Below are 20,110 nucleotides of genomic sequence, written 5' to 3' on the forward strand. Positions count from 1 at the left end.
ATAAGCCATGAAGGCAGTCAGCAGGAAGATCGAGGTGATCAATATTAACCTGTATTTCAGTACGATATGGGGAAGTTTAGACCACATTTTAAAACAAGATCACAAAGGTAGTATTTTCCCCTTTGTATCATATCTCAAATGCTTCTTATTAAAGTGTGGCTTTTCCTTAGCGCATTCCGGGTAAAGATATGCCCATCAATTTGCGATAAAGACTCATTGCATTTGAATCTGTTAATCCTGAAATGTAGTCCAAAAGGGCACGAAGGGCCAAATAGGTATTGGTCGATGTTTTTAGTTCCTCTTTTAAATCTTGAGGTAATAAACGGAATGCCACCGACTGGCGTTTGTTCATTTGCCCTAAACTCAAAACAGCTGGCACAAATGTTTCCAGAAGACCGTTAAGCACATTGAAACCCGCAGCTTCAATTTCGACAACATTTCGAGAGCGGTAAATTTTATCGATAGAGACTTTCTTGATCTCTAACAAAGCGGGTTCCGCTAGAATGGCGTCTGTAAGCGAAATGTCGTACTTGCCTGATAAGATATTTTGCTCATTGTCGAGAAAAAGGGTTTCACATTGTGCGATTAGTTCGCCAATGGCTAAAGCTCTCAGCAAACCAATCTGTTCGGGTTTACTCTTAATAGCATTCAGTTTTTCTCTGTTGAACCTTTTGCCAATTACTTCGGCGTACAAGGCAACAGTTTGTTCATGAGAAACTAAGCCAAGATTACACCCATCTTCTAAATCTATGATATGGTAGCAAATATCATCGGCGGCTTCTACCAAGAAAGCGAGCGGGTGTCTGACCCATTGATTTTCAGATAAGGCTTCAAGTCCCAAATCCGTGGCTAATGTTTTAAAAACATCACCTTCGCTAATGTAGTAGCCATATTTCTTTTGACTCCTTCTCGGTTTAAATTGATCCTCAACTTTAGAAGGTCTCGGATACTTGGTAAATGCTGCAAGAGTGGGGGCTGTTAGTTTCAATCCTTGATACCCACTCTTATTAAGGAGTCTAAACCCTTGAGCGTTTCCTTCAAAATTGACTAGATCAAACCATTCTTGCTCCTTGAATTCTGATTCTAGCAATTGACGGTTGGATAAGAAGTAATCTGATATGGCGTCTTCTCCGGAATGTCCGAAAGGTGGGTTGCCAATATCATGTGCTAGTGCGGCAGATGCAGTGATTACTCCAAAATCACTTGCGGTGAAATGTGTTTTTAAACTTGGGTGCCTTTTTAAGATTTGTGAACCAACAGATCGACCCAATGATCGGCCAACGCTAGAAACCTCTAGGCTATGTGTCAAACGATTGTGTACAAAGTCTTGTTCTGGAAGCGGATGAACCTGCGTTTTGTCCTGAAGCTTTCGAAAAGGATGTGAAAAGATGATTCGATCAAAGTCTTTTTCGAACAAGGACCTATCCAAATTCATGCTATTCGACTCTAACCCCCCTAAAAGTGCTTCCCAATTCATATAGCTACTATTTTTCTTGAAATTAGAAATGATCTTCGAGGCAACAAAGGTTTGACCAGTAAAGGTGATAGCCGTTTTCAGGCGAAAACACGTGAAACGTTTGCATTATTTTGAAGGAGAATATAGGCTAGAATCGCCGTTTGGAGAGAGATAACAATGAGTTAACAAAGGTGACAGCAAAAAAAATAGGCCATATATGCAATTCTTGCCTAGAACGCTTCAAACGCTGATTTCTGCAAACGATTGCGTTAATTTTAAGTTAAAGAACCTATGAATTGCCACCCAGTCATTGTACTTTAAGCATTCGATTGCACTTTTTTGGCCAAGTACGGCCAATAATCAAGTAAATTTAAAATGATTGTATGAAAAAGTTTTTACTAACTCTACTTGTTATGTCAGTAGGTTTCCAAGGAGCACTACTGGCTCAAACAAAGACTGTGACCGGTACGGTTACAGGTGGGGATGATGGTTTAGGAATCCCTCGTGTGAGTGTGACTATAAAAGGCACAACACGTGGAAATGCCACTAACCTAGATGGAACGTATTCTGTCGAGGTTGCATCCAACGAAACCCTAGTATTCTCTTTTGTAGGCTATGTCTCGAAAGAAGTACTTGTGGGTAACCAGACTACGATTGACGTAGTATTAGAACCAGATTACGCCGAACTAGAAGAGGTTGTAGTTGTGGGTTACGGATCTCAAGAAAGAAAAGAGATCACAAGTGCTGTAGCTAGCCTTAAGCCTGAAGATTTTAACAATGGTAACATTGCTAATCCTACTCAATTGCTACAAGGTAAAGTTGCAGGTCTTTCAATTACAAGACCAGGTGGTGACCCGAACGGAGCTTTCAATATCCGTTTAAGAGGTATCTCTACTTTCGGTGCTAACTCATCTCCTCTTATTGTATTGGATGGTGTTCCTGGTGCTGACTTGGGTAATGTTGATCCAAATGACATTGCTTCAATTGATGTATTAAAGGATGGTTCTGCTGCAGCAATCTATGGTGCAAGAGGATCTTCAGGTGTTATCCTTATTACTACTACAAAAGGTAGCGGTGAAGATGGAGTGACTAACATCTCTTTAAACACATTTGCAACAGTTGATACTAAAGCACTTGACAAAATCAGTGTATTAAGCCCTAGCGAATTTGTTGCTGCTGGTGGTACAGACTTCGGTTCTGAAACTGATTGGGTAGACTTAATTACACAAAACGCATTTTCTTATGCTACTAACCTTAGTGTAAGCGGATCTTTCGGTGGTACTTCTTATAGAGCTTCTGTTAACTACAGAAATAATGAAGGTATTGTAAAAGGATTCAAAAACGAGAGATTGAATACTCGTTTAAACGTTACTCACAATGCGATCAACGATCGTTTAAGATTAACTGCTAATGTGAACATTACTAACGGTTCTTACGGTGCTAGGAACAATGGTTTGTTCGACTTTGCATTAACTTACAACCCAACTGCTCCAGTATTTGACGATGGAACTTTAAGTTCTAACAGTGTAGGAGGTTTCTTCCAAACACTTGCATCTTCTGATTACTTCAACCCTGAAGCACTTAGACAACAGCAAAACTTCTCTGGAACTACTAAAACTTCATTGCTTTCATTCAGAGGTGAGTTCGATATCTTAGATAATTTGACTGCTGCTATTCAGTATAACCAAGACAGATCTAATGGCCTAAACAGCCAAGTATGGTCTAAAACTGACTTCGCTCAAGGACTTGGACAGAATGGACAAGCTGGTAGAACTGTTGATGATAGATTTACTGAAATCATTACTGGTACGTTAAACTGGGATACTGAAATTTCTTCAGACCTTTCTGCTACTGTATTAGTAGGTTTCGAAAAGCAAACTCAAAACTTCGAAGGTTTCGGTCTTCAAAGTCGTCAGTTCTTATTTGATTCTTTTGGAGCAAATAACTTAGCTGCTGGTGCCATTATTACTGGTCCTAACACTAACTATTACTCTTACAAATCTCAGAACATCTTGAACTCTGCATTCTTCAGAGCTAATGCAAACTACAAAGGAACATACTTTGTGTCTGCTAGTGTTAGAGCGGATTCATACTCTGGATTCGGTGAGAACAACAAGACTGGTTACTTCCCAACTGTTTCTGCAGGTGCTGAATTAACTGAGATTGCTGACCTTGGCCCAATTAGCCAACTTAAGTTCAGAGCTTCTTACGGTATCACAGGTGCACTTCCTGGCGCATCTGATTACGCATTACCTGTAATTAGAAACGGTGGTAGAATTGACCTTGATGGTGATGCTAACACTACTGACGATATCAGAATCGCTCCTAGACAAACTCAAAATGCAAACCCTGAGTTGAAGTGGGAAACTAAAAAAGAATTCAACATTGGTTTTGACTTCTCAATTTTAGACGGAAAAATTACTGGTACGACGGATTACTACACTAGAAACATTGAAGATCTAATCTTCAACATTGTAGTGCCAATTGGAGCTCCTAGTGCATTTGACATTGGAAACTTCAACACAGTAAATAACACTTGGGTAAACCTTGCTGACTTAAGATCTGCTGGATTTGAATTCGCAGCTTCTTATAACGGTTTAAAAATCGGTGATGTTGCTTGGTCTCCATCAATCAACTTTACCATTTATGATAAGACGACAATTGAGTCTCTTACTTTAACAAACGGTTTAGGATTTGAGAACATTAGAGGTGGTAACCTTGGTTCTCCAGGACAAAACAACACGCAGATTATCTTCAATGAAGTAGGTAAAACGCTTGGTAACTTTGTTGGTCCAAGATTCATCGGAATCGACGAGAATGGTCAGTACGTTTTAGAAGATGCTAACGGTGTTAGAGGTTCTTCTGCGGCTGATTTCAATATCGAAGATCTTCCAATCATTGGTAACGCACTTCCTGATGCTGAATTCGGTATCAATAACGCATTCTCTTATGGAGATTGGAACCTAAGCTTCTTCTTAAGAGGAACACTAGGACACGAATTGTACAACTCATTCAGAGGTTTCTACGAGAACCAAGATGCTAGTACAAGTGCATGGAATAGTATCGTAACTGACAAAACTCCTACTGTTTCTGCATCGCCAACATTCTCTGATTTATTCATTGAAGATGCTAGTTTCATTAGGTTAGATAACTTGCAGTTAGGTTACAGACTTCCTTCGAATTCTGATTGGATTGAGAATATTAACCTGTACTTCGCAGCACAGAACCTATTCACAATTACCAATTACCAAGGTTTAGATCCTGAAGCTAGAACATCTGATGGTGGTAATCAGTTAGTACCTGGTCTTGAAAGAAGAAATACTTTCATCCCTACTAGATCGTTCACTTTAGGTGTAAAATTCAATATTAAATAATAATAGAAATGATAAAATATACTAAAACGACAGTCTTCCTTTTAGCGATGCTATTTATAGTATCTGCTTGTGAGGAACCTGAGCAGGAAATCTTCGATGGTATTACGCCAGAAGAGCTTGCACAAAGTACTGATCCAGCGTTGATCGATGTACTTAAAGCATCTGCTTATCAGAGGATTATTGGTACATGGGGAGGTCACAACTCACTATGGTCAATGCACGAAGTAGCATCTGACGAATTGGTTATCGCACATAAAGGTGCTGACTGGGAAGATGGTGGACAGTGGCTTAGAACTCACAGACACGAATATGTGGCTACTGAGGAAGCAATTAACAACGGCTGGAACTATTGCTATACTGCAGTAGGTGATATCAACCTTTTGATTCAGCAAAACCCGAATGTGACTGCACTAGTTGCAGAACTTAAGGTGTTAAGAGCACTAATCTACTGGTGGTTAATCGATGCTTACGGTAACGTACCGATCATTATCGAAACTGATTCTGATCCTACGCCTCCAACTAGATCTAGAGCTGACGTATTTGCGTTCATTGAAAGTTCTATTCTAGATAACATCAGCGAGCTCTCTACTGATAACACAAAAACTACTTTGAATCAGTGGTCTGCAAGAACATTATTAGCTAAGCTTTATTTAAATGCTGAAGTATACACTGGTACTGCCAGATATACTGACGCTGAAACTCAAATTGATCTTGTAATCAATGGTGGTGTATTCAGCTTAGAGAATAACTTCTTCTCTAACTTCTCAACAAACAATGAAGGTTCAAGTGAAAACATCTTGACTTTACCTTATGATGAGAACAATGCAGGTGGATTTAACATCGCTCAAATGACTGGTCATTACCAGACACAAGCAACGTTTGATCTACAGGATTCACCGTGGAATGGATACGCTTCTTTAGAAGAGTTCTATAACGCTTACGATGCAACTGATGCGCGTAGAAACGGATTCCTTGCAGGACCTCAGTTTGCTAGTGACGGTACACCTTTAACTGACGATAACGCAGAAGGTGCTGACCCTGATGGACCAGGACTTAACTTTACTCCAGAAATCAACGAATTAGCGCCAAACTCTTTGAGACAAGCCGGTGTTAGAGTTGCGAAATTTGAGTACAGAATTGGAGCTACTCCAAACTTAAGTAATGACTTCCCGATATTCAGATATGCCGATGTTCTTTTAATGAAAGCTGAAGTAATGCACAGAGCGGGTAACACTGCTGGCGCATTAACTTATGTGAATCAAGTAAGATCAAGAGCGGGTATCGATCCGTTAACTGCTTTAACTGATGAAATTCTTCTTGCAGAAAGAGGAAGAGAAATGTTTGCTGAAGGGCACAGAAGATCTGACATGATCAGGTTCGGTGCTTACAACGGTGCTTGGTGGGAAAAACCAGCTTCTGATCCTTTTAGAAACATTTTCCCAATTCCACAAACGCAAATTGATGCGAACGCGGATTTGGTTCAAAACCCAGGTTATTAATTAGTAATACTTTACATAATCATTGAAAGGGCCTCGAGAAATCGAGGCTCTTTTTTTGTCCTTTTTTTAGCATCTTTACCTCATGTTTCAAAGGCTCAAGTCTTTATTCCTTTTACTCTTAGTAATCACACTCACAAGCAGCTGTGACAGTGAAGAAAATAGCAAAAAACTATTCTCCAAAGTGAGCCCCGCAGCTTCAGGAATATCCTTTGAAAACAGGTTGGATTATACTGAAAAGCTAAACGCATACACCTATAAAAACTTTTACAATGGCGCCGGTGTAGCCATTGGTGATATCAACAATGATGGCCTCTCAGACATCTACTTTTCAGGAAACTTAGTAGACAACAAACTCTACCTCAATAAAGGCAATATGGAGTTTGAAGATATATCTGTAACAGCTGGTGTGGACTGCCCGGATATTTGGTCATCAGGTGTCTCTATGGCAGATGTTAATGGCGATGGTTTCCTTGACATATTCGTCTGTAAGTCCGGCCCACTTGGAGGAGAAAAACGTTACAATCAGCTTTTTATAAATAATGGTGATCTCACGTTCACCGATATGGCCAAGTCTTATGGTGTAGATGAAATTGGGCTATCAATCCATTCTGCATTTTTCGATTATGACAGAGATGGAGATTTAGATTTTTATTTGCTCAATAATAGCACAAGGTCAGTAGGAGGATATGATCTCCGAAAAGACCAAAGAGATAGAAGAGATCCTAATGGCGGTAATAAACTTTATAGAAATGATGGCGATCATTTTACGGACGTAAGTGAAGAAGCAGGAATTTATGGAAGCGCCATTGGTTTTGGCCTAGGCGTTACAATAGCAGATATTAATCAAGACAATTGGCCCGACATATTTGTATCAAACGACTTTTTTGAACGTGATTATCTCTACCTGAATAACCAAAACGGCACCTTCAATGAAGTATTAGAGGAAATGATTTCAGAAACCAGTATGGGTTCCATGGGAGCAGATATTGCAGACTTAAACGAAGATGGTTTCCCTGAGATATATGTCACAGAAATGCTTCCTCGATCAAATGAAAGGGTAAAGACTAAAACACTTTTCGAGAGTTGGGATAAGTATCAAGCCAATTTAGGCAGCGGATATCATCATCAGTTTACAAGAAATACGCTACAACAAAACATGGGACCAAACCCCAATAACCCTCAAGAAGTTGTATTCAGTGAAGTAGGGCGCCTGAAAGGTGTTCATGCAACAGATTGGAGTTGGGGGGCACTGCTTTTCGATTTCGACAATGACGGAAAGTCAGATATTTTCGTTGCAAATGGAGTCTTCAAAGACTTAACTGACCAAGATTATATTAATTTTTACGCTAATAATACGCTGGCTTATGAACAGTATCGTGAAGACAGTTTAATCGTCACTAAACTCATCGACGCCATTCCTTCCGTTCCATTAGAAAACCACCTCTTTAAAAACATGGGAGATTTCGACTTCCAAGATGTGGCCTTAGAAAGTGGTCTTGATGACAAAGTATTCTCGAATGGCGCCGCTTATGGCGACTTAGACAATGATGGCGACTTAGACCTTGTAGTCAACAACATCAATAGTCCTGCAATACTCTACCAGAATCAGAGCAGCGAAAAAAATGGTAATAACTATATAGAAGTTGTTTTCGAAGAAAGCGAAGCCTCTAAAATGTTCGGAACACGCATAAAAGTAAAAGCTGGAATACTAAAACAAACAAAAGAATATCACCCAGTGAAAGGCTATATGTCTTCAATGGACCACATGCTACATTTTGGGCTAGGCAAGAACAATTCTATCGATGAAATTGAAATCACTTGGCCAGATGACACAAAGTCAATTTTAACAGATGTAGCGATCAACCAGAAGCTCAAAATTTCAAAAAGTAAGACTTCAAACAGCTCCGAAAACCAGATACCCTCAGCCAATCCGTTATTTCAAAAAGTCGATTTAGAGAATACCCTCGTCCATACTGAAAATCAATTCTCAGACTTTGACCGAGATCGGCTCTTATTCCAAATGAGTTCTAATGAAGGCCCAGCCGCTGCGGTTGGAGACGTTAATGGAGATGGACTAGAAGACATTTACTTAGGAGGCTCAAAAGGTTTTGACGGAATACTTTACCGTCAAGGAAAAAGCGGAGCTCTAGGTTCGACACACGCCTTCGAAGGAAATCCATTATTTGAAGATACTGATGCCACTTTTGTAGATATAGACGGGGATAATGACCTAGACCTGCTTGTCGCTAGTGGAGGTTATGAATATGGCGCAAACGCCCCAGCTTTTCAAGATCGAATTTATATCAATAATGGATCAGGAAATTTCAAAAGACTTCCTTGGACCAAGTTTCCAGCGGTCAGCGAAAGCTCAAGCTTTCTAAAACCCATTGACTTCGATCAAGATGGAGACTTAGACCTTATTTCAGGCACAAGGAGTACACCTTTTGCGTATGGAATCCCAGGTAGTCTTCACCTATATGAGAATAAAAACAATCTGTTTACCGAAGTAAAAACTTCCGCCGTTAAAGCCTTTTCTAACCTTGGAATGATCACCGGAGCCCAAGTAATTGATATTGATGGTGACGGAGATGAAGACATTATCGCCGTAGGCGAATGGATGCCTATTGTGGTCTTTCTAAACGAAAACAGTGAGTTTACAAAACAAGAAATTCCATTTACAGAAGGTCTATGGCACAGTGTAGCCTTGGCCGACATAAACCAAGACGGAAGGCTTGATATTATCGCAGGAAATCATGGCGCTAATAGCAGGTTAAAAGCAGATAAAGACCATCCGCTGACCATGTATGTAAATGATTTTGATCAGAATGGATCAGTTGAGCAAATCATCACGCAATTTGAAGGCGAGAAAGACTACCCAATCGTTTTGTTGCCCGACCTTGTGAAACAGCTCCCTAGCCTAAGAAAGAAATATGTGAAACACGAGAGCTATAAAGATCAGACGATCACAGACATTTTCGAAACCGAAGTACTCTCAAAATCAGTAGTTAGCAATGCAAGAGAACTTGAAACATCTATTTTCTTTCAATTTGAGGACGGAAGCTTCAAAAAAGGTGAATTGCCGATAGAAGCACAGTTTTCACAAGTTTATGCCATCCTGCCAACCGATTTTAACGACGATGGGGCGATTGATCTTCTAATTGCCGGAAATCAAACCAGAATGAAGCCTGAAATAGGTATCAATAATGCTTCATATGGCTTAACTTTACTTAATAATGGCAAAGGGCAATTTACGCCTCTAAAGCCATCTGAGTCAGGCATTTTGGTTAAAGACGACACACGTCAAATCAAAAAGATTATTCTGGGCGGACAAGAGATTTATTTATTTGTCAGAAACAATGCAGAAAGTATTGGCTACAAAAAAATTAAGAATGAAGAAGGGGTTAATTAACACGATAATCATATTTCTGTTTTTCACTTTTGCTTACTCATCTTGCAAGCAGAAATCAGAATACCAAAGACTAGTAGATAGTGAACTAGCCACTAACATTAGGCAAGACAGCCTTTTTCTAGGCATGAGTCTGCAAATGGATTCAAAATCATTTTTTGGCCATTGTTGGGAGCTAAATAAGCAAGGCGTATTAACCAATGGTGTAGGAAATCAGATAAAATATGATGCCAGCGATTATTTTGAGAATAAAACGCTGATGTTCTTTTACCCAAAATTCCAAGATGGTAAAATCGTTGAAATGCCTATAGATTTCCAATACGCCGAGTGGGCGCTTTGGAATGAAGATTTAAAAATTGAAAACCTTCTTGAAGAAGTAAAAGCTACATTATTAGAATGGTATGGAGGAAGCTTCATAAAAATGGTTAATGAAGAAGGAACGAAAACAGTTTGGGTTAAAGTAGATGGGAACAGAAGAATAAGAGTTTTCCGTAAAAGCATATCGGAAGTTTCCGTCGTAATTACCGATCTCTTAGAACTCGACGCTAAAAAGGAAGAGAAGTCATAAAGGGAATTCGACCAATGAGACTATTGAAATCAACCATACTAACAGGCCTTTTAGCGTTTACTTTCGGATGCTCCTCACCAAAAGAAAATGATCAGGTTTTTAATAAAGTAACACCCGAAGTATCTGGAGTTTCTTTCACGAATGAACTTCCCTTCGACGAAAAATTCAACATTTACACTTACCGAAACTTCTATAATGGCGGCGGCGTTGCCATTGGCGATATTGATAATGATGGACTGAGTGACGTTTACTTTACCGGTAACTTGGTAAAAAACAAGCTCTATAAAAACCTAGGCGACTTCAAATTCGAAGACATCAGCGAAAAAGCCGGAGTACAGGGCGATCGTGCCTGGAGCACTGGTGTAAGTATGGCCGACATAAACGGAGATGGCTTCTTAGACATTTACGTTTGTAATTCAGGAGATATTAGCGGCGACAACAAACAAAACGAGCTTTTCATTAATAATGGAGATGGCACATTCTCAGAGCAAGCCGAAGCTTATGGTTTAGCCGATAGAGGCTTCTCAACCCACGCCGCATTTTTCGATTACGATCAGGACGGTGATTTAGATGTTTACCTACTGAACAATTCATATACCGCTATAAAAAGCTTCAACCTTCGGAAAAACATACGCCCGGTTCGCGATGAAGTAGGAGGAGATAAACTCTACCGTAATGATGACGGAAAATTTACCGATGTAAGTCAAGAAGCGGGAATATATGGAAGTGTCATTGGTTTTGGTCTTGGAGTAACCGTTGGTGACGTAAATGACGATAACTGGCTCGATATCTTTATTTCTAATGACTTTTTTGAGCGCGACTATCTCTACATAAATAATGGTGATGGCACTTTCGACGAAGTACTAGAAAAGAGCATGCGTTCTATTAGTCAAGCCTCTATGGGCGCCGATATGGCTGACATAAACAACGATGGCAAGTCAGACATTTTCGTAACTGATATGCTTCCAGAAAAAGACGAACGACTAAAGCAGGTGACGACTTTTGAAAGCTGGGACCGCTACGATTACGGTGTGCAAAACGGATATCATCATCAGTTTATCCGTAACATGCTGCACATGAACAACGGCGATGGCACCTATACAGAAATAGGCAGACTAGCTGGTGTTGAAGCCACAGATTGGAGTTGGGGGGCACTATTTTTTGATATGGATAATGATGGCAACAAAGACCTATTTGTCGCTAATGGCATCTACCAAGACATTACAGACTTAGATTACTTGAACTTTGCAGCGGATAATAACACAAAAGCCCAAGCCATAAGACAAGAAGGAGTTGATTATGAAACACTGATAGCACCAATTCCTGTCACACCGATTCCGAATTACGCCTACAAGAACTTAGGTAACCTAAAATTTGAGAATAAGGCAGCGGACTGGGGCCTTGGCGAACCCGTCCATTCAAACGGTTCCGCTTTTGGAGATTTAGATAACGACGGAGATCTGGATTTAGTCGTGAACAACGTAAATGCCACTTCCAATATCTTTCGGAATCAAACTTCCGATAAAGCGGATCACAACCGCTATCTCAAATTCGAATTAAAAGGAAAAGATAAAAACACTTTTGCCATCGGTACCAAGATCAATATTCAAAGTGAAGGCCAACAGTTTTATATCGAACAAGTTCCTATTCGAGGCTTTCAATCTACTGTTGATCCACGACCAAATGTTGGCTTAGGAGACCTAAAAAGCGTCGATCTAATTACCGTAACATGGCCTGATGGTCAGGAAACGGTTTTAAAGAACGAGCCTACCAATCAAACCCTCAAACTAAACTGGGAAGATGCATCAACGTCGAAAAGCATCGCAGCTGAAAATGATGCCTCCGTTTTTACAGCCATAAATGCCGATGAACTTCTTGATTTTACCCATGAAGAAAGTCAGTTTATTGATTTTGACAGAGACCGATTAACCTACCACATGCTCTCCAACGAAGGGCCAAAATTTGCCGCAGGAGATGTAAATGGCGATGGACTTGAAGATGTCTACATTGGTGGAGCAAAAGGACAAACTGGAGCCGTATACAAACAGACAAAAGCGGGTAAGTATCAGAAAATGGTTCAGCCCGAATTTGAGCAACACAAACTTTCAGAAGATGTAGATGCTGCTTTCTTTGATATGGACAACGATGGCGACCAAGACTTAATAGTTGCCAGTGGAGGTAACGAATTTGGCGTAGGCGCTCTTCAACTTATCGACAGGCTATATATTAATGATGGCCAAGGTAATTTCAAGTCTAAAACTGACCCTATTCTTTCGGCTAATATTTGGAGTACTGCGGTAATTGCGCCGCAAGACATCAATGGCGATGGCTATATGGATCTTTTCGTGGGTTCACGCTTAAGACCATTTCTTTATGGTGTTTCCGCCCCAAGCTTTATCTACATAAACAACAAACGTGGTGGCTTCGAAAATGCCACGAAAGACATCGCCTCAATGCTTGACAATTTGGGTATGGTTACCGATGCTACTTGGAGTGATTTTGACCAAGATGGTGACAATGATTTAGTCATCGTTGGAGAATGGATGAACCCAACTGTTTTACAAAATAACAACGGGACGTTTAAAGATATATCAGCAAACAGCAACTTGATAAACCACAAAGGATGGTACAACAAAGTAGAAACTGCCGATATAGACAATGATGGTGATGATGATTATATACTGGCCAATCATGGTTTGAACTCCCGCTTCAGAGCATCAAAAGAAAAACCCATCAAGCTCTTTGTAAATGACTTTGATCAAAATGGCAGTGCTGAGCAAATTTTCACACGTACAATCGATGGAAAAGATATGCCATATACGCTCAAGCATGAGCTACAAATGCAAGTACCTGCCATCAAGAAAAAGTACTTGAAATATGAGGCCTTTAAAGACCAATCCATTACAGATATTTTTACCCCAGCACAGTTAGAAAAGGCAGAGGTATCCGAAGTGTATTCATTAGCTACATCCGTTATGATAAATAATGGCGATGGCACTTTCGAAGTAAAAACACTTCCAGTTGAAGCACAACTTTCACCGAGCTATGCCATAAGTACATTTGACTTTAATGAAGATGGTAACTTAGATATACTCCTTGGAGGCAACTTGCATCGCGTAAAACCTCAAGTCGGTAAGTATGACGCCAACTACGGCGTGCTATTAATTGGCGATGGAAAAGGTGGTTTTAAAGCGATGAGCAAAAAGGATACTGGCTTGTCAATTCAAGGAGAAGTCAGAGATTTCAAAGTTCAGATGTTAAATGGAGAACGCGTCCTGCTTATTGCCATGAACAACGAACCAGTGAAGGCCTTTAAGTTCTAGGCCCAATGAAAAAGCACCTCATATTCCTGTGTTTAATTTTAACTTTCGGCTGTGCTGATAATAGCAATGCACCCGCTGTATTTCAATTATTACCTGCTGAAAGCACTGGGATAAGTTTCCAAAATGAAGTCACCTCATCAAAAGACTTCAATATTCTCGAATATCTATATTTCTACAACGGAGGAGGTGTTTCTGCTGGAGACATTAACAATGATGGTCTAATCGATCTTTATTTCACGGCCAACCAAAAGCCAAACAAACTTTACCTCAATAAAGGTAATTTGACATTTGAAGACATCACCGATCAAGCAGGAGTAGCAGGAAATGGCACTTGGTCCACCGGTGTTACCATGGCAGACGTAAATGGCGACGGTTACTTAGACATTTACGTTTCACAAGTAGGAGACTATAAACTTGCCCAAGGAAAGAACGAGTTATTTATAAACAATCACGATGGCACCTTCACTGAATCTGCTGAAGCCTACGGACTAGACTTTGTCGGTTTTTCAACACAAGCAACCTTCTTTGATTACGATTTAGATGGAGATCTTGATATGTACCTCCTCAACCACTCCATCAAAAACCCCGAAGTCTTTACAGAGGCCAATTCTAGAAATAAACCCAGTGAACAAGGAGATAAGTTATTCGAGAACCAAGCCAATTCAGGAACCCAAAAATTTATTGATGTAACTGAAAAAGCAGGAATCTACTCCAGTATCATAGGCTTCGGCCTCGGAGTTGCCATAAGCGACATTAATAACGACGCTTGGCCAGATATCTACGTATCCAATGACTTTACCGAAAACGACTACCTCTACATCAACAATCAAAACGGCACATTTACAGAAGAACTTGAGCGTAGAATTCAGCACACCAGTCGTTTTTCAATGGGAAATGAAATAGCAGACCTGAACAATGATGGTCTGGGAGAAATTATCACAACTGATATGCTTCCAGCAGACCCTACCATATGGAAAAAATCGGTAGTTGAAGATAAATCAGAGGTATATAAAATTAAGCTTGGCTTTGGTTATGGGCATCAATACGTACGAAACACCCTGCAACACAATTTAGGCAATGGGCAATTTTCAGACCTAAGCCTATTTACAAATTCATTTGCATCGGACTGGAGTTGGTCTCCATTAATCTTCGATATGGATAATGATGGCTACCAAGACATCCACATTACCAATGGCATCTACAAAAGACCCAATGACCTCGATTATTTAAACTATCAATCAAGTGCCAACGAGATCAGGCAGAAAAGTCAAGATGAACTAGAAGAATTTCTCATTGAGACCTTACCTACCCTTAAAATTTCGAATTATACAGGCCAAAACCATGGCAACTTCAATATTGAAAATAAAGCTGCCGATTGGGGACTGGACCAACCCTCCTATTCAAATGGATCGACCTATGCCGATTTGGACAACGATGGTGACTTAGAACTGATCGTGAATAATGTACGGCAGGAGGCTTTCATTTATGAAAACTTAACCAACGCCACCAGCAACCACCTGAAAATTCGATTCAATGGGCCTAAACAAAATCCTTTTGGAATAGGAACAAAAGTATCCGTAACCATTGGAGCACAAATATTAAGTAGGGAAAATTTTAATACCCGAGGGTTTCAGTCATCTATCGCCCCAGAACTTCATTTTGGATTGGGTAAAAACACCACAATTGATAGAATTGAAGTGAGATGGCCTGATGGAAAAAGGGAAGTTTTGACAAACCAGCAGGTGAATGAAACCCTTACAGTAGATTATAAAAACGCAGCAATTCCGAATGAATCAAGCGCAGCAGCCAATTTTCAATTACTTGAAAGCCAACCACTCCCTTTCACTTTTACTCATAAAGAGGATGATTTCAATGATTTTGATCGAGAATATTTAATGCCGAGAAATTACAACCATGAAGGCCCCGCAGTAGCCGTTGCCGATGTAAATAATGATGGTTTGGACGATGTATATTTTGGAGGAGCAAAAGAGCAAGCTGGCGAACTGTGGCTGCAAAGTGAAAATGGAACGTTTTTATCAAAAGACTCTCCCGTTTTTAATCAATTGGCTAGAGCCGAAGATATTGCCGCCGAGTTTTTCGACGCCGACAATGACGGTGATCAGGACCTTTACATCAGCACTGGCGGTAATGAATTTCCAGAAGGTCAGCTCTTTTCCTACGACAGACTTTACCTAAATGATGGCCAAGGCAATTTCCGTTTTTCACCAAGAGCACTTCCACAGATTGGCGCTCAAGGAAAAACATTAGCAATACAAGACATCGATCAGGATGGTGATCTCGATGTATTTGTTGGGTCAAATATTGTATCGGGGGCTTACGGTGTAAATCCAAAACAATACCTGCTTATAAACGATGGCAAAGGCCGTTTTCAAGATCAGATTAACCAAAGAATTCCTAATGCAAACACAATGGGAATGCTAAACGCTGCTAGCTGGATTGATTATGACAGTGATGGAGATCAAGATTTAATAGTAGCAGGAGAATGGACGGCTATTCAGCTTTATCAAAATGATGGTAAAGGAACGTTTCAACCAGTAGAAAACGAAGGTTTGAAGAACAATAAAGGGTGGTGGTATAGTCTAAAAATTGCTGATCTCAACCAAGATGGTAAACCAGACATAGTGGTTGGAAATTTAGGAACTAACACCAAGCTGAAAGCAACTGCAAAGGAACCTGTAAGGCTTTACCTCAATGATTTTGATGACAATGGTCAAACAGACCCTTTTGTTTTTCACTATCAAAATGGAATTGAATCTCCTTATGCTACGCGCGACGACCTAGTGAAGCAAATGGCAGCTATTAAAAAGCTTCATGCCGATTATGAGGATTATTCCCAACTGAATGGCCCAGAAGAACTATTTGGTGAAAAACTGAATGAAAACACATTGATTAAAGAAGCCTCCACCTTCCAATCCAAAGTATTGATCAATAAAGGCAATGGAAATTTTGAAGAATTTGCCCTACCACAAGAAGCTCAGTACAGCCCTGTGATGAGTATTGTCGTGGATGATTTGGACGGAGACGGTACTATGGACTTAATCCTCTATGGAAATAACTATACCTACAGAAACGACTATGGCCGAGCCGATGCCAAGCCAATTACGCTTTTACTAGGCGACGGAAAAGGTGAGTTCAAGGCTAAAAAAGACAGCCATTTAAATGCAATGGAAAATTGGGGAGAATTCCGATCTGCAAGAAAAATTACGATCAATGGGCAGCAGAACTATTTAGGCCTAAGAAATAACAACTCCCCAGTACTATTCAAAAAGCAGTAAAATCCGCATCGACCCATTGGTATACTTTCGGCGCTAAGATTCACAGGCAATGAGTATATTGGAGGTAGAATGAAAATAACAATATCGATTCCCTCCGTCCTTATCATTTTGCTTCTCGTGCTGCTGTCAGCCTGCAAAAGTTCAGATTTAAACTTTACTAAAAAAGATGTTCAGAGTAGTCAAAAACTTATCGGACTAGAAATTGAAGATCAATATATAGGCGATATGCATCGATATATTGGTCGGAACAAAGCCGGTTATGATTCGATGCGAAAGTACCCTATCGACAATGAAACCTTCCCCGCACTTACTTTCGATCCACACCCAGCAGGCTTCGAGTTCCCAGAAGTAAAAACGCCAAATAATACATGGGACATTCCCTCAGGAACACCACTACCAGCTACAGACGAAGAAATTGCTTTCTTGAATATCCCTGAACTAGCAGGTTTACTTCGTTCCAAAAAACTAACCTCAGAAAGGCTCACTCAAATCTATTTAGACAGAATAGAAAAATACGATAGTCAACTATTCAGCGTAATCACCGTGACCAAAGCACTTGCCTTAAAGCAAGCCAGGCAAGCCGATAACGACATTCAAAGTGGCAATTACAAAGGACTACTCCACGGCATACCCTACGGCGTAAAAGACCTAATGGCCGTTGAAGGCTACCCAACCACTTGGGGTGCTGCTCCTTATAAGAACCAAATGATTGATTATACAGCCACAGTTGTAAAGATGCTAGAAGAAAAAGGAGCCGTTCTCATTGCCAAACTAGTCTCAGGATCGTTAGCCAGAGGCGATGTTTGGTTCGGTGGGAAAACCAAAAACCCATGGGACTTAAAACAAGGCGCGAGCGGATCGTCAGCCGGGCCAGGGTCGGCCACAGCGGCAGGTTTAGTAGCCTTTTCATTAGGCACAGAAACCTTGGGTTCTATAACGTCGCCATCCACAAGAAATGGAATAACAGGCTTAAGACCTACGTATGGTAGAGTGAGTAGAAATGGCACCATGAGCCTAAGTTGGTCTATGGATAAAATAGGTCCAATGTGCCGATCGGCAGAAGATTGCGAAATAGTATTCGACGCTATTTATGGCAAAGACGAACTTGACCCCACAACAAATGATGTAGCATTTCATCAGGTGAAAAAAGCCCCAAGCGAACTAAAAGTAGCCTACCTTAAAGATGATATTGATGCAGATTCTACTTCCTCAATGGGTAAAAACCTTATCAAAGGATTAGCAGTCTTAAAAGAACTAGGAGTGAACCCAACGGCCATTTCACTTCCAAAAAACTACCCCTTCAATGTATTTGACATTATTCTTAGGGCCGAAGCCGGTGCCTTTTTCGATGAACTCGTGTTTTCTCAAGAGGTTGATAAAATGGTAGAGCAGAATTACGGATCTCGAGCTAATTCCCTCAGACAGTCTCGCTTTATTCCGGCAGTAGAGTACCTTCAAGCCAATAGACAAAGGCGACAGTTGATGGATGATATTCATGAGCTCTTTAAAAATTACGATGTTATTATAGCCCCATCCTTCAGAGGCAGACAACTATTTATTACCAACCTAACAGGTCACCCAGTGGTGAGTATTCCCACTGGTTTCGACAAACGCAGTAGACCAACCAGCATGACCTTTATCGGTAACTTGTACGATGAAGGCAGTATTCTAGCATTGGCCAAAGCATACCAAGCAGAAACAGAATTCGACGAAAAACATCCTCCACTTTTCTCAAAATCAAATCAATGATTAGTAGAACAAAATCACTCGCCGCACTCCTACTTTCAGCCTGCTTAGTTTTCAGTTGTGCAACACCCGATAATATTGAACATGAACTAGGCGTAGTAGCTGCATTTTCAGAATTAGTGAATGCAGGTGTGAAAGACTTAGCGCTTAGCAGCACTATGACTCCCGCGGAAATGGAAAGATTCTATCCGTTGGCCAAAGAAGCCGCTGCCAAACATGGCGTTTCAGTAGCTAGAGAATCTGATTTGATAAAAACTGCCCTTTTCCCTGAGGACATTGCTGCAGGAAAAGAAGTGCTTTTGCTCTTTCAAGGCAATACCAAATACGCCTACGATCAAATTAAAAAAGATCAATTAGAGTTAATCAAAGAGAACGCATACGATGAAGCTGAGCAACACGAAATTGCCCGACGATTTGGACGCTTGCTTAGCTATACACCAAGAAAAATAAATAAACTCATCGCAGAGAATACAGCTTACAGAACCTTAGATGACTTTAACATTCAAGCGACCAATGTTTTCCTTTACTACAAAGACCTTCCGAAAGCAACGGCTTTTTATACTGAAACCCTTGGCCTTGAGTTACTCACGACATATGACAATGCCAGCATTTTAAAAATAACAGACGAAGCGCTATTAGTGCTTGTTGATGCAGCAAAAGGAATGCATAGTGCTGACGAACCCAAAACGGTAGCATTGGCCCTACTTACCGATCAGTTACCAGAATGGTATGCCTACCTGCAGGAGAAAAATGTCGAGATTAAGTATACTTACAAGCCAAAAACTGGTGGCCCTCACGACGGTTTTGTAGCGATAGACCCAGAAGGTTATCTCTTGGAATTTGAACTTTTCAAACAACATAAAGAGAACGAAGCTTTTGTCCCTTATTTAGAGCAAAACGAGCCCACAGAAACAACTGTAAACTATGACGGAAAAACATTGAATTTCCATGGAGCTATCACATGGCTCTACTATCAAGACGTTTTAGCAATGCAAGACTTCTCTGAAAATGTAATGGGCTTTGAATTGGTGGCTGACCAAGGTTGGACTAAGATATATCGCGTCACAGATTCAGGATTTATCGGCCTTGTTGACGAAAGACGAGGCATGCACAAATTCTCTGAAGAAAAAGCCGTGACAGTTTCATTTATACTGGAAAATCTAGATGGCTGGTATGAATATGTAAATAACAAGAAGCCCTTCAAATTAAGAGATAATGCTTTTGAAGAAGAACCCGATGGGCGATATAAGGCCTTCGTTGGTTTCGATTTAGGTGGTTATTACTATGAATTCGATAAGTTCAATCAGCACCCAGATAATACTGAGCTTATGAAGTTATTTAGAGAAGAATAAACCAACTAAGTAATTGGTTGTACTTGCTGCTATAAAAGGTTAAAATTTTAGGGGAATTCACATTCAATACTAGCCCCCGACGAATTCCTT

9 protein-coding genes are annotated in these 20,110 nt (G+C 40.4%); 8 read left to right on the forward strand and 1 reads right to left on the reverse strand.

The window, feature by feature from the left end; genetic code table 11:
• Positions 1 to 166 precede the first annotated feature (166 nt).
• Positions 167 to 1,477, reverse strand: a complete 1,311-nt coding sequence (gene dgt, locus JXQ92_RS02495; protein ID WP_421984996.1) for a dGTP triphosphohydrolase — start codon at positions 1,475 to 1,477, stop codon at positions 167 to 169.
• 362 nt (positions 1,478 to 1,839) lie between these two features.
• Here dgt and JXQ92_RS02500 point away from each other — a divergent pair, with 362 nt between their 5' ends.
• From JXQ92_RS02500 to JXQ92_RS02535, 8 genes are all read left to right on the forward strand, one after another.
• Complete coding sequence (locus JXQ92_RS02500; RefSeq protein ID WP_421984997.1) at positions 1,840 to 4,830, forward strand: TonB-dependent receptor plug domain-containing protein; 2,991 nt, start codon at positions 1,840 to 1,842, stop codon at positions 4,828 to 4,830.
• A gap of 8 nt (positions 4,831 to 4,838) precedes the next feature.
• Entirely contained in the window at positions 4,839 to 6,329 is a 1,491-nt protein-coding gene (locus JXQ92_RS02505; protein ID WP_421984998.1) for a RagB/SusD family nutrient uptake outer membrane protein, read from the forward strand.
• A gap of 82 nt (positions 6,330 to 6,411) precedes the next feature.
• Positions 6,412 to 9,738, forward strand: coding sequence for a VCBS repeat-containing protein (locus tag JXQ92_RS02510; protein WP_421984999.1), 3,327 nt, complete (start codon positions 6,412 to 6,414; stop codon positions 9,736 to 9,738).
• A complete protein-coding gene (locus JXQ92_RS02515; RefSeq protein ID WP_421985000.1) occupies positions 9,719 to 10,303 on the forward strand; it encodes a hypothetical protein in 585 nt (194 codons plus the stop codon). Before JXQ92_RS02510 ends, JXQ92_RS02515 begins: the two co-directional genes overlap by 20 nt.
• A 14-nt stretch (positions 10,304 to 10,317) precedes the next feature.
• The gene (locus JXQ92_RS02520; protein ID WP_421985001.1) at positions 10,318 to 13,626 is read left to right on the forward strand and encodes a VCBS repeat-containing protein; all 3,309 of its coding nucleotides are present in this window, start codon (positions 10,318 to 10,320) and stop codon (positions 13,624 to 13,626) included.
• A 5-nt stretch (positions 13,627 to 13,631) separates the two neighbouring features.
• A complete protein-coding gene (locus tag JXQ92_RS02525; protein ID WP_421985002.1) occupies positions 13,632 to 16,922 on the forward strand; it encodes a VCBS repeat-containing protein in 3,291 nt (1,096 codons plus the stop codon).
• A 69-nt stretch (positions 16,923 to 16,991) separates the two neighbouring features.
• Complete coding sequence (locus JXQ92_RS02530) at positions 16,992 to 18,671, forward strand: amidase (protein ID WP_421985003.1); 1,680 nt, start codon at positions 16,992 to 16,994, stop codon at positions 18,669 to 18,671.
• Complete coding sequence (locus JXQ92_RS02535) at positions 18,668 to 20,020, forward strand: VOC family protein (protein ID WP_421985004.1); 1,353 nt, start codon at positions 18,668 to 18,670, stop codon at positions 20,018 to 20,020. The genes JXQ92_RS02530 and JXQ92_RS02535 overlap by 4 nt, the downstream gene beginning before the upstream one ends.
• Positions 20,021 to 20,110: the final 90 nt, after the last annotated feature.

Source organism: Roseivirga sp., from assembly GCF_049099775.1.
Lineage (GTDB): Bacteria > Bacteroidota > Bacteroidia > Cytophagales > Cyclobacteriaceae > Roseivirga.